Below are 11,388 nucleotides of genomic sequence, written 5' to 3' on the forward strand. Positions count from 1 at the left end.
TCTAGCGGGGGGCAGGGCAGCTTTGCCGATACGGCTCGCCGGGGATGTACCGTTGCCACTGCTGAGCGGTGATCGACCGCCCCGCAATGCCGCAGACTGCCCGGAGGAGATCACGCGGCAATGCGACGTCCCAGATCCGCACCGTCTCGTCGAATCCGGTGCTGGCCAGGCGGGTGCCGTCCAGAGCGAACGCCACCGATGACACCGAGTCGGTGTGGCCGGTGAGGGGGGCGCCGACTTGTTGGTGGGTGGCGACATCCCAGATCCGCACCGTCTTGTCGTCTCCAGTGCTGGCCAGGCGAGTGCCGTCCGGGCTGAACGCCACCGATGACACCCAGCGGGTGTGGCCGGTGAGGGGGACGCCGACCTGTTTGCCGGTGACCGGATCCCAGATTCGCACCGTCTTGTCGGCTCCGGTGCTGGCCAGGCGGGTGCCGTCCGGGCTGAACGCCACCGATGACACCGAGCTGGTGTGTCCGGTGAGGGGGGCGCCGACTTGTAGGTGGGTGGCGACATCCCAGATTCGCACCGCCCCGTCGTCTCCGGCGCTGGCCAGGCGAGTGCCGTCCGGGCTGAACGCCACCGATAACACGCGGCCGGTGTGGCCGGTGAGCGGGGCACCGACTTGTTGGTGGGTGGCGACATCCCAGATTCGCACCGTCTTATCGTCTCCGGCGCTGGCCAGGCGGGTGCCGTCCGGGCTGAACGCCACCGAGTACACCCAGCGGGTGTGGCCGGTGAGGGGGGCGCCGACTTGCTTGCCCGTGACCGGATCCCAGATTCGCACCGTCTTGTCGTCTCCGGCGCTGGCCAGGCGGGTGCCGTCCGGGCTGAACGCCACCGAGTACACCGAGCTGGTGTGGCCGGTGAGGGGGGCGCCGACCTGTTTGCCCGCGACCGGATCCCAGATTCGCACCGTTTGGTCGGCTCCGGTGCTGGCCAGGCGGGTGCCGTCCGGGCTGAACGCCACTGACGACACCGAGTCGGCGTGGCCGCTCAGCGGGGCGCCGACCTGCCGGTGAGTGACGATATCCCAGACCCGCACCGCCCCATCGAATCCGGCACTGACCAAGCGAGTGCCGTCCAGAGCGAACGCCACCGACGACACCCAGTAGGTGTGGCCGGTGAGGGGGGCGCCGACTTGTAGGTGGGTGGCGACATCCCAGATTCGCACCGTTTGGTCGGCTCCGGCGCTGGCCAGGCGGGTGCCGTCCGGGCTGAACGCCACCGAGTACACCGCGCTGGTGTGGCCGGTGAGGGGGGCGCCGACCTGTTTGCCGGTGACCGGATCCCAGATTCGCACCGTCTTGTCGGCTCCGGCGCTGGCCAGGCGAGTGCCGTCCGGGCCGAACGCCACCGAGTACACCCAGTTGGTGTGGCCGGTGAGGGGGGCGCCGACTTGTAGGTGGGTGGCGACATCCCAGATTCGCACCGTCTTGTCGTCTCCGGCGCTGGCCAGGCGGGTGCCGTCCGGGCCGAACGCCACCGATAACACCGAGCTGGTGTGGCCGGTGAGGGGGGCGCCGACCTGCTTGCCGGTGACCGGATCCCAGATTCGCACCGCCCCGTCGGCTCCGGCGCTGGCCAGGCGAGTGCCGTCCGGGCCGAACGCCACCGAGTACACCCAGTTGGTGTGGCCGGTGAGGGGGGCGCCGACCTGCTTGCCGGTGACCGGATCCCAGATTCGCACCGTCTTGTCGTCTCCGGCGCTGGCCAGGCGGGTGCCGTCCGGGCTGAACGCCACCGATAACACGCGGCCGGTGTGGCCGGTGAGGGGGGCACCGACCCGCTGACCCGTGGCCGGATCCCAGATCCACACCGTTCTATCGTGACTGGCGCTGGCCAGGCGAGTACCGTCCGGACTGAAGACTGCCGATGTCACCTCGCCCGTATGGCCGGTCAGGACAGCGCGTGCGGGCTGGCTAAGGAGTGCGAACATGCTCCTCCTTGCCTCGACGGTGGGGGCGATGGCCCAGGCCGCCGCAGCCAACCGTGCCGATGTCGCTGGGTCGCCGGAAAGCAGGGACTGGCTGTAGAGGGCCGTTTGGCGGGACAGGAGCTGTGCGTTGCGGCTGAGTGCCACGGCGCGCTGCTGTTCGGCTTCCTGACCGAAACGGATAGCAACCCCCGCCGTGACGATCGCGATCACCAGTAGTGCGGCCAATGCCACGAACAGCGCCTGCCAGCGGTGCCGGGTGCGGGTCGCGGCGCGGCCGGCGGCGTGCAGGAAGGCCTCGGCGGGGCCGGACAGGCCAAGGTAGCGGCCGGGGTCGGCGTGCCAGCGGGTGGCGGCGTGACGAGCAGCCTCCAGCCGGATCCCGCGGTAGAGGAAGGATGCATCACGGCCGGCGTCGTCCCATTCGGTGGCATCGTGCAGGATCTCCCCGTGCAGGACGCGGTCGGCCTGATCTTCTGCCAGCCAGGAGCGCAGCCGCGGCCACGCGGTTACCAGGACATCGTGGGCGAGTTCGACCGTACCGGCCACAGTCAAGGCCATCGGTGTCGTCGCCGGAGCATCGGAGGGCACCTCGCCAAGACCTGGAACGGCGGCGCTCACGGTGATCGTGTCCGGCGACCCGGCCGGGGAGGGAGGGCCGGTGACCATCAGCCGGGCAGCGGCGAAAGCCTCGATGACCTGCTGGGTCAGCTCGGGCTGCCCGGGCTCGCACACAACGGCCAGCTCGCCCCAGGCCACGCGGCGCCGGGCGACCTGGCCGTCGGCGGCGGTGAGCGTCAACGCCGTGATGACGCGTTTGGCGATCTCCCGCTGGTGAGGGTCGAAGGCGTCGTAGACCTCTTCGGCGGCGTCCTGAACGGCGGAGGCGACACCGCCGGAGCGGTCATAGCCCTGCCGGGTCAACCGCCCGTCTTCTCGGTTGTGCCAGGTGCGCACCATTGCCATCGACAGCAGCGGCAACGCCCCCACTCCCGCCTGCCCCGCACCAGCGGGTTGGGTATGGCCGGCCAGTTCCCGTACCACCTGCTCGGCCAGACCATCCTCCACGGCCAGTCCGGCCGCCGCGGCGGGCCCGGTGATCGCCCGTTGTAGTTCCTGTTCGCTCATCGGGCCCAGCACGAACACCCGCTCCTCCAGCGCCCGCGCCAGCACCGGGTAGGCGGCACACCGGTCGACGAAGTCACCGCGCACCGCGAGCACCACGATCCCCACCGGCCCCCCGCCAAGACGGTCCTCACCCCAACGGGCCCCCTCCTGCGGGCTCGCGGGAAGCGGGCCGACGCCTACTGGATCTGTTTCGGTGGCGATCGCCTCCAAAGCGGCCACGAACGCTTCTGCCTCCCCGGCGTAGGTGTCCGCGGCTGGGGTGAACACCTCCTCGAACTGGTCGACGACCACCACCAGCCGCTGCGGACCCGCACCGGTTGCGCCCTGCTGGTAGCGGCGGATCGCTTCGGCGGCCAGGATCTGCCGGGCCCGCCCCCTGGCCCGGCCCGGGTCGGTGTGCAGTTCTGCCAGCACGGTGTCGGGGTCGGCGTTGCAGCGCACCGCCAGCTGCACCGCCAGCTCCTGCAGCGGCCGCGCCCCGGGGGTGAAGGTCACCTGCGGCCAGGACGCTCCGCCGCTACTGCCGCCGCTGTCTGCTTCGTCTAGGGGTGCGGCGGCCAGGGCAGGCAGCAGCCCGGCGTGCAGCAGCGAGGACTTGCCCGCCCCCGAGGCGCCCGTCACCACGATCAGCCCCTCGCCGCCCAGGTGAGCGGTGACCATCGCCGCCAGCCGGGCGGTGGCCTGGCCCCGCCCATAAAACACCCCCGCCTGAGCCGGACCGAACGGCGCCAGCCCCTGATACGGACACCCGTCCATCCACACCACCCCGCCACCGGCCCCAGCCTCCGGCAAGAGGTTCGGTCCGGCGGGAAGGCGGCGCTCCAGGGCGCTCAACTTCTCACTCAGCTGCTCACGCATCACCACCAGCAGCGCTTCTTGCCGCTGGCGCTGGCTACGGTCGAAACGGTGCTCAGCATCTTGCCGGTACAGGGTCCGCTGGATCCGGCCCGCCGCCGCGTCCAGCCGGCCCAGCATCGGCGCCAGCACCGCTGTCTGCTCACCGAGCGCGGCGAACCCCGCCACCATCTCCTCCAGCAACACCCCCTCGCCGGAGGCGACCGCCTCGCTGATCACCACCTGCGCGGCCTGCAACTCGCTCAGCACCACCGCCAGCGTCTCAGCCAGCGCCTCAGCGCGAGCATCGCCGGCTCGCAAGATCTCCTCCAAGCGGGCGGCCAGCTCCCCCTCCACCTGTTCCACGCGTCCGGCCAGCTCAGCGGCGAAAGCCTCCGCACCGGCAGCATTCCCCGGGCCGTTGGCTGGAGGGACGGCGTCGGCCTGGGCACCGCCTCGGGTTCGGGCGCGGGCGGCGATCAGGGAGGCGCCGATGACATCGGACAGCAGGTTCGCCCCGAGCGAGCCGACCACGCCGATCCCGGCCAGTGCCACTGCCGGGCCCGGCTCCACCACCGCCAGCGGAGCTAACGCGCTGGCACACAATCCTGCCAGCAGCGCCCGCGGTGTCGCCCACCCCACCCCTCGCGCCGACAGGGCAGCCGCTTGGCGCACCCAGCCACGCACACCGTCTTGAGCCGCGGCGACCTGACCGGACGGCAGCTCATGGGCACCTGGCTCAGGTGGCATGGGCTGCTGTTCGCCCTGTCGGTCCACGTTGCTGCTCCTGACCTCGCGGCACCATGCCTGAACATCAGGTGACGGCGATCAGACCGTGGAGCGGCCCTCCGGCACCATCGATATCCAAGGGCTTATCGGTCCGGCCTCACTGAGCGCTACTCGATCTGAGCAGATTGTTCTGGCCCGGCCGGTGACCATTCATGACCACCTGGCGGGTTATCACCCCGTCAACGCTCCTACCGAGGCCACGATCGACATCATGCCGCCGCACCGTTATGACCTGCACATGTCCTGGCAGGCCGGGACATGTGCAGGAGCGATATTGGAACATCACCAACGCTCCATTGCTGGACGAGCAGGGCAACGCGTGCGACGTGGTCAACCTGCCCCAGGAGGTGACCGCCTTCGTCCGGTGACAAGGTCTTCCGCTTCTCGCTCGCCCCGAACAGCTTCTGGCAGGTCTACGGCACGCTGACCGGGCCCGGCAGCACCTACCTCTACTACACCTGGCACGAGAAGCGGGTCTAGCCGCGGTGGGTCAGCCGCCCTGCCACGCCGCCCTGGCGAAGTCGCCGCCCCGGACGACGCGCTTCCTCTTCGCCAGGAGGCGGATCGGGCCGGCGTAGGCGGTGTGGCGGCCCCAGCCGTTACCGGGGGCGCCCTTCTGCACGCGCAGCGGGGCGCCCGTCTGGGTGGTGCCCGGGATGACGTTCTTCGACAGGGTGGCCACTCAGTTGAGGCCGGTCGCCTGTTCGTACAGGAGATAGGCGCTGGCCCGGCCGCTCTGCCGGCGATGCCGGTCGACGACGGTGAACCCGGCCCCGCACAGGCCTTCGGCCGTGCTGGGGTCGGGCTCCCTGACCTTCGTCGGGCTCGGGCTTGGGAACGGCGAGGGGCTAGGCGACGGCGAGGGGCTGGGCGACGGCGAGGGCGTCGGGGTCAGGCTCGGGGCGCGGCTTGTCGACCACGTTGGGGCGTTCGGTCGGGGTCTCCGTCGTCGGCGCGGGCAGTTCGGGCTGGGTGGCGACCGGGGAGAGTGAGGGCGGGCGCTTCAGCGTGGTCTTGTGGTCGACGTGACCGTCAGATGACCGTCCCAGCGGCACGCAATGCGGCTGGAGGTCGTTTCCGGCCGGGTCGGCGCCGGTTCAGGCACCGGCCTCGAGCACGGCGAGGTCGCGCACCGCATAACGGTGATGCTCGGCCTCTTCCTTCAGCACCACCTTGAGGCAGCGGCGCACGACGTACTCCTGATCGGGATACGGGTCCGCCGGCCTGCGAGCGCATACCCGATCGAGCTCGGCCTCGGTGAGCCCGTCGACGACACGCCGCATCGTGGCCATGCGGGCGAGCCGCGGCGCGAGCACCTCGTCGAGCGTCGGGGTGGCTTCGAGGGTGAGACCGAGCTTCGCCGCCGCGTCGGGCGGCATCCCGCCGGAAGGGAAGCCCAACGGGTGGTACGGCGCTTCCTCCTCCAGCACGGCGTTGCCGAGCCAGGCATCGCCGGCGAACAGCAGGTGCCGTTGGGTCTCGACCAACGACCACTCGCCGTTGACCCGCTCGTGGAGCTTGGCCTCGGGCAACAGCCCGGCGCGGTCGAGTGTCGCCGCCCACAGCGCCTCGATGGCATCCCAAGCAGCCCGGTAGTCGTCGGGGGACGCGGCCTCACGCGCCAGCACCCGCGCGGGGTGGCGCCGGTCGAGCTCGGCCTCGACGTAGGCGGTCACGTCGACGTCGTTGACGACGAGACGCGCGAAGTCGCCACCGAGGTAGACGTCGCTCCCGTAGCAGTCGACGATCTTCAGGCCGCTGACCTCGCAATCGCGGATCTCGAGACCGGCAAGGTCGCACAGGTGGATGCGGGCACCACGGAACTGGTCACTCTGGGCGTATTCAGCAGCCATCGAGGCAGTCTTCCGCACCCGCCCCGCCCGCGCCACCTTTGGAGGGCGATCCGGTTCGCAACCGCCACAAGATCTCGTTGATGACCTCGCGGTGGTCACGCCAGGGACGCCCCCTGCCGTCGGTCGCGGGCAGCAGGGGCTCGATCCGTTGCACTGAACCAGAGATTTAGGGGTATTCGATATCGATTCGGGGCAAGGAGGCCGAAGGCGCTTCCAGGGGCAGTGGATTGCAGCGCAGACATGTCCTTGCAGGCGATTGGGTCTGCTTGCCGTCAACCTGGAGGCGTGCGCGGGCCTGCTTCGCTCCTGCGCACTCACGCGGTGCAGGCGATCGGGAGCGCCGCGCCCGCGAGGAACCGCTCGCTCAGCTTGATCCGCTGGGCACCCGGTTGTACGAGGTGGCCAAGCCGCTCTACCGGGCGGTGAGCGTGACCAGCGTGACCAGGGGCGAGTTTCTCCAGGCCCGTTTCGGCGGCTTCAGTCCCGGGTCTGTGACCGCCTCGCGTCTCTCTAGTGGTGCGAAGGGCCTGGGCGGGAGACGGAGGTCGAAACGGTCACCGGCTCGTCGGCATCCTCTCCGCGCCGTTGCCGGGGGCAGCGGGCGAGGTACACCAGGGCGGGGGGCAGGTTGCGCCACACCGTCCGGCTGAGCACGACCTCCTCGAAGGTCGTACGAAGATCATGGAGGTGTTCTCGCGCGGGTGGCGCCCATCGCGTCCAGCGGTAGGCGAACTGGGTGAACACCCCGTCCCGGGACAGGGAGCCGGCCACCAGCGGCAGCAGCCGGGCGCCTGCCACCGGTCGGAACGCGACCCAGGGCAGGCCGCTGACCACGACGTCGGCGGACAGGCCGCGCTCGGCCATCAACCCGGGCAGCTCCGCCGCGTGGGCGTGCACGACCTCCACGCCGGGGAAGCGACGGCCGAGGAGCACGGCCAGGCGCGGGTTGAGCTCGACGGCCAGATGGTGGCCCCTGCCCCCCAGGCGATCCTGGATGACCCGGGTGAAGGCGCCGGTTCCCGGTCCCAGCTCGACGACCGTCGGCTCCCCGCGTTCGGGGATCGGCACGACCATCTGCGCGGCGAGCCGTCGCGAGCTCGGGGCGACCGTGGCGGTCAGCAGCGGGGACCGGAGGAACTCGCGCAGCAGGGAGGTGCCGCCGGAGGCGTCGGCGGCGGGGTTGGTCGGTGTCACCGTGCGTGCTCCAGTGTCGTGGTTTCCTGTCTCTCGGGCTCATGCTTCCAACAGGGCGGCCACCGCCGTCACCTGGCCGGGGTGAACACCGGGAGACATCTCCCCGGCCCTTGCGCCGGTCGGCGTCCCGTGGCCGGGGATCCGGGGAGTCCCGGCCGGAGGGATCGTCGTCACGAGGAGCCGGGTGGGTGGTCCGCCCCCTCAGGGCGTCAGGTCGGGTTTGTTGGTGATGATGCCGTCCACCCGGTAGGAGGTCACGCGCCGCATCGTCGCCGGGTCGTCCACTGTCCAGGTGAAGACCTCCATGCGGTGGCGGTGGACGCGTCTGACGTACTCGGGGGTGAGCTCGTTGTAGGGCGGGTTGATCTGGTCGGCGAACCTCGCGAGTCGCGGGAGGTCGGCGATCGCGGGCGTGCCGATCAGGCCGATCGGGACGCCTGGCATGACCCGGTGGAACGTGCGCATCGAGTTCCAGTCGAACGACTGCACGACGAGCCGTCCGGGCCCCAGCCACGAGGGGTGGCGTCGCAGCTCGTCGGCGACGCGGGTCTCGATGCCCCGGTAGAGCCCCGGCGCCTTGATCTCCAGCAGCAGGCCGAGCCGGCTCGCGCTCATCGCGCGCAGGGTCTCTCCGAGCGTGGGCACCGGCTCGCCCTTGTACTTCGCGTCGAACCACGAGCCCGCGTCCAGCCTGCGGATCTGCGCGAGGGTGAGGTCGCCGACCCTCCAGGGCGCCAGGCCGGGGAACACTCTCTCGGCGTTGGTGGTGCGGGCCAGTGTCGTGTCGTGCATCAGGACCAGCTCGTGGTCCTTGGTCTCCTGGACGTCGAGCTCGAACATGTCGGCGCCCTGCGCGTCCGCCAGCTCGAAGGCCGCGACGGTGTTCTCCGGCGCGTACGCCGATGCCCCGCGGTGGGCGACCGTGGTGGGGGCCGGCGGCTGCGCGGCGGCCGAGGGAACGACCGCCGCCAGCACCGCCAGCGTGGTCATGACGGCGAGGCCGAGTCGTCGGAACATGGGTCTCCTCGACATCCGGGGAACGTCCTACGACCCTGAATCTGACCCGCGTTCATGACATCGAGTTGACATGCGAGTGGTTGGCCGATGCCGGGCAGATGAGCAATCGCCTCGGCACCGCTGTGCCGCGCGTGTCGCTATGGCCCGGCGGGGGAGAGGGGCACGGAAAACCGAACGACCGAGCAGTACCTGGAGTTTCTGCGGCAGGTCCCGCGCTTCGAGCAGATGCTGATCGACCCGGGCCTGCACCTGGTCAAGCTCTGGTTCTCGGTCTCACGCGCCGAGCAGCGCACCCGCTTCGTCATCCGCCAGGTTCCGCGCCGGTTTTAGGGGTTTTCTCTGGTGAGGCGGCGGGTTGTTGCGATGGTAGCCACCATCGATCCAGGCCCTGCTGACCGTGGGATGGCCGGTGGCGAGCCGCAAGGTCCACAACCACACGCCGGCTCACCTCGCCGAGGCCGCCCTCTGGTCCGCCCGAGCCGTGTCCCGATGGCCGAGTTCCTCGGCCATCCCCCCTGGCCGACCTTGACCCCGCTTTGGCGGCCTGCGTCCTCACCACCGGCATCCGCGTCGGCGTGGCCCCCGAATGAGCGATTTCCCTGCGAGTCAGGCGCATGCGACACGCGGGAAGCCATCTATCCCACAGAAACATCGGAATCAACTCGCTCAGGCGTCGCCTCCTGTTAAGCGAATCATCACCTGACCGGTTCATCGTAGGGAGGCCGGAAGCCCCATCCTGCCCAGGCGCTTTCGCGTGGTCGGCCGCCCTGGCGGCTGCCGTTTCCGCTGTTCGTCCCTTAGTGATCGGGGGATCACCGTGACCAACCCTTTCGAGGATCCCGACGCCTCATGTGTCGTGCTCGGTCACGACGAGGGGCGGTACTCGTCGTGACCGATCCTCCTCGTCGTGACCGCGGGGCGGGCCGCCGTCTTCGGTGAGGCAGACCGGGTGAGCTGCCCCGATCACGTCGAAAGATCCTGGCCCCACATGTGTCCCAGGAGTTCGATCGCCCAGATGGACAACGCCTCCTGATCACGGACCTTGGCGAGCTCCGGCATACGGGGCCACGGCTTCGATGCCGGAGCGGCGAGCGGCTTGGGCGTGTGTGCCCTCTCCCGCTCGTCGATCACTCGTTCACCGGCCCACGCGCCGCCCGTACCCAAGGCAAGTAAATGATCTTCAGTCGGCCGACGGCCGGGGCCCGGCTGGGGCCACGTTTCCATTGGATCTGGGCCGCGGTGACCATCTCCAGCATCGGGGACGGTATGCGCGCGGTCGCCCTGCCGCTGCTCGCGGCGCAGATCACCGACGACGCGCGGCAGATCGCGCTCGTGGCGCTGGCGGGCCAGTTGCCGTTCCTGCTGTTCAGCCTGGCGTCCGGGGTGCTCTCCGACCGGGTCGACCGTCGCCGCATCCTGTGGATCGTCGACGGCCTGCGCGCCCTTCTCATGGGCGCTCTCACGGTCGTCGTGGCGACCCAGGACCTGGCGCTCGGTGTGGTGGTCGCCGCCGGATTCCTTCTCGCGACCGGGCAGGTGTTCTTCAACGGCGGCTGGGCGGGGATGGTTCCCGCCATCGTGGAGCCCGGCATGCTTCCCAAGGCCAACGCCCGGCTGCAGATCAGCGTGCTGGTGACCGGAGGACTGCTCGGCACGCCGGTCGGTGCGTTCCTCTTCGACATCTCTCCCGCCGTTCCGCTCATCGTGGACACCGCCACCTTCGCGATCGCCGCCGTACTCGTCATGCGAATGCCGGGCCCTCTCCAGCGCCGCGGCGACACCCCCGCGGGCGGCCCCGCGGCCTGGGGCCGTGACATCGCCGAGAGCGTGGCCTGGCTGATCCGTCACCCGCTGCTGAACCGGCTTCTCCTCCTGACCGTGTTGACCAACATGACGATAGGAGGGGTGATGGCCGTTCTGGTGCTCTTCGCTCACGAGTCCCTGGGCCTGTCCAGTTTCGGCTACGGCGTGCTGACCTCCGCGTTCGCGGTCGGCGGCCTGATCGGGGCAGCCGTGTCCCCCTACCTGGTGTCACGTGTCAGGACCAGCAGGCTGCTCCGCCTCGGACTCCTGGGAATCGGACTGGTGGGCATCGGCATCGGAGTCGCCCCCTCGGGATTCGTGGCGTGCCTGTTCAGCCTGGGGTTCGGGGTCGTGAACGCGGTATGGGCGCTCCTTGTGGTGTCACTGCGCCAGACGGCGGTTCCCACCGCACTGCTGGGCCGGGTGTCCATGGCCACCCAGATGCTGGTCGTGGGCGCGAGCGCGCTGGGCGCCCCGATCGCCGGCGCGGTCGCCCATGCGATGGGGCCGCGGGCTCCGATCGTCGCCGGGGCGGCCGTGCTGGCCCTGTGCGGTTGTCTCGTGAGCATGCGCGTCGCCGACACCACCCTGCCGGCCGGCTCGCAGGAGCCAGGGCCGTCGCGGGCGGAGACCGGTTCCACCACGGCGACGTAGTCCGGCGAAGTGTACGTGCCGCCGGCCCGAGGTGAGGCCGTCGCGGCGTGCGGTCAGGCGAAGGTCCTACGCCAGGCCCGTTCCGGTGAGGAACGGGCCTTCTCACGTCAAGAGCTCAGCCGGGCTCGCAGGGGACCCGCGTGGCCCCTCCGCCGCCTTTCCGGAGCGGGCCCGGCTCTC

General features: G+C 70.4%; 9 protein-coding genes and 1 pseudogene. 2 read left to right on the plus strand and 8 right to left on the minus strand.

Features of this window, described 5'->3' with window-relative positions:
- Nucleotide 1: 1 nt before the first annotated feature.
- The 7 genes and pseudogenes from AB0F88_RS26775 to AB0F88_RS26805 form a co-directional block, all read right to left on the minus strand.
- Nucleotides 2–4,453: a WD40 repeat domain-containing protein gene (locus AB0F88_RS26775; protein ID WP_362689541.1), complete on the minus strand. Its 4,452-nt coding sequence runs from the start codon at nucleotides 4,451–4,453 to the stop codon at nucleotides 2–4.
- A 724-nt stretch (nucleotides 4,454–5,177) separates the two neighbouring features.
- Complete coding sequence (locus tag AB0F88_RS26780; protein ID WP_362689544.1) at nucleotides 5,178–5,369, minus strand: hypothetical protein; 192 nt, start codon at nucleotides 5,367–5,369, stop codon at nucleotides 5,178–5,180.
- Between the two features lie 166 nt (nucleotides 5,370–5,535).
- Nucleotides 5,536–5,742, minus strand: a complete 207-nt coding sequence (locus tag AB0F88_RS26785) for a hypothetical protein (protein ID WP_362689547.1) — start codon at nucleotides 5,740–5,742, stop codon at nucleotides 5,536–5,538.
- Nucleotides 5,743–5,784: 42 nt separating this feature from the next.
- Nucleotides 5,785–6,540, minus strand: a complete 756-nt coding sequence (locus tag AB0F88_RS26790; protein WP_362689550.1) for a DinB family protein — start codon at nucleotides 6,538–6,540, stop codon at nucleotides 5,785–5,787.
- A gap of 43 nt (nucleotides 6,541–6,583) precedes the next feature.
- A pseudogene (locus AB0F88_RS26795) lies at nucleotides 6,584–6,706 on the minus strand (transposase); the annotation flags it as partial.
- A gap of 344 nt (nucleotides 6,707–7,050) precedes the next feature.
- A complete protein-coding gene (locus AB0F88_RS26800; protein WP_362689553.1) occupies nucleotides 7,051–7,734 on the minus strand; it encodes an SAM-dependent methyltransferase in 684 nt (227 codons plus the stop codon).
- A gap of 201 nt (nucleotides 7,735–7,935) precedes the next feature.
- Nucleotides 7,936–8,751: a glycerophosphodiester phosphodiesterase family protein gene (locus AB0F88_RS26805; RefSeq protein ID WP_362689556.1), complete on the minus strand. Its 816-nt coding sequence runs from the start codon at nucleotides 8,749–8,751 to the stop codon at nucleotides 7,936–7,938.
- Between the two features lie 120 nt (nucleotides 8,752–8,871).
- Here AB0F88_RS26805 and AB0F88_RS26810 point away from each other — a divergent pair, with 120 nt between their 5' ends.
- A complete protein-coding gene (locus AB0F88_RS26810) occupies nucleotides 8,872–9,081 on the plus strand; it encodes a hypothetical protein (RefSeq protein ID WP_362689603.1) in 210 nt (69 codons plus the stop codon).
- A 633-nt stretch (nucleotides 9,082–9,714) separates the two neighbouring features.
- Here the strand turns inward: AB0F88_RS26810 and AB0F88_RS26815 are convergent.
- Nucleotides 9,715–9,882, minus strand: a complete 168-nt coding sequence (locus AB0F88_RS26815) for a hypothetical protein (protein ID WP_362689559.1) — start codon at nucleotides 9,880–9,882, stop codon at nucleotides 9,715–9,717.
- Between the two features lie 42 nt (nucleotides 9,883–9,924).
- On the opposite strand from AB0F88_RS26815, the gene AB0F88_RS26820 reads away from it, so the two are divergent.
- On the plus strand, nucleotides 9,925–11,208 hold the full coding sequence (locus AB0F88_RS26820; RefSeq protein ID WP_362689562.1) for an MFS transporter: 1,284 nt from the start codon (nucleotides 9,925–9,927) through the stop codon (nucleotides 11,206–11,208).
- Nucleotides 11,209–11,388 lie beyond the last annotated feature (180 nt).

This window comes from Streptosporangium sp. NPDC023963, from assembly GCF_040639135.1.
Taxonomy (GTDB): Bacteria; Actinomycetota; Actinomycetes; order Streptosporangiales; family Streptosporangiaceae; genus Streptosporangium.

Coding starts and splice junctions, on each gene's coding strand:
- AB0F88_RS26790 (WP_362689550.1), bottom strand. CDS start 6,540: ATGGCTGCTGAATACGCCCAGAGTGACCAGTTCCGTGGTGCCCGCATC.
- AB0F88_RS26805 (WP_362689556.1), bottom strand. CDS start 8,751: ATGTTCCGACGACTCGGCCTCGCCGTCATGACCACGCTGGCGGTGCTG.
- AB0F88_RS26820 (WP_362689562.1), top strand. CDS start 9,925: ATGATCTTCAGTCGGCCGACGGCCGGGGCCCGGCTGGGGCCACGTTTC.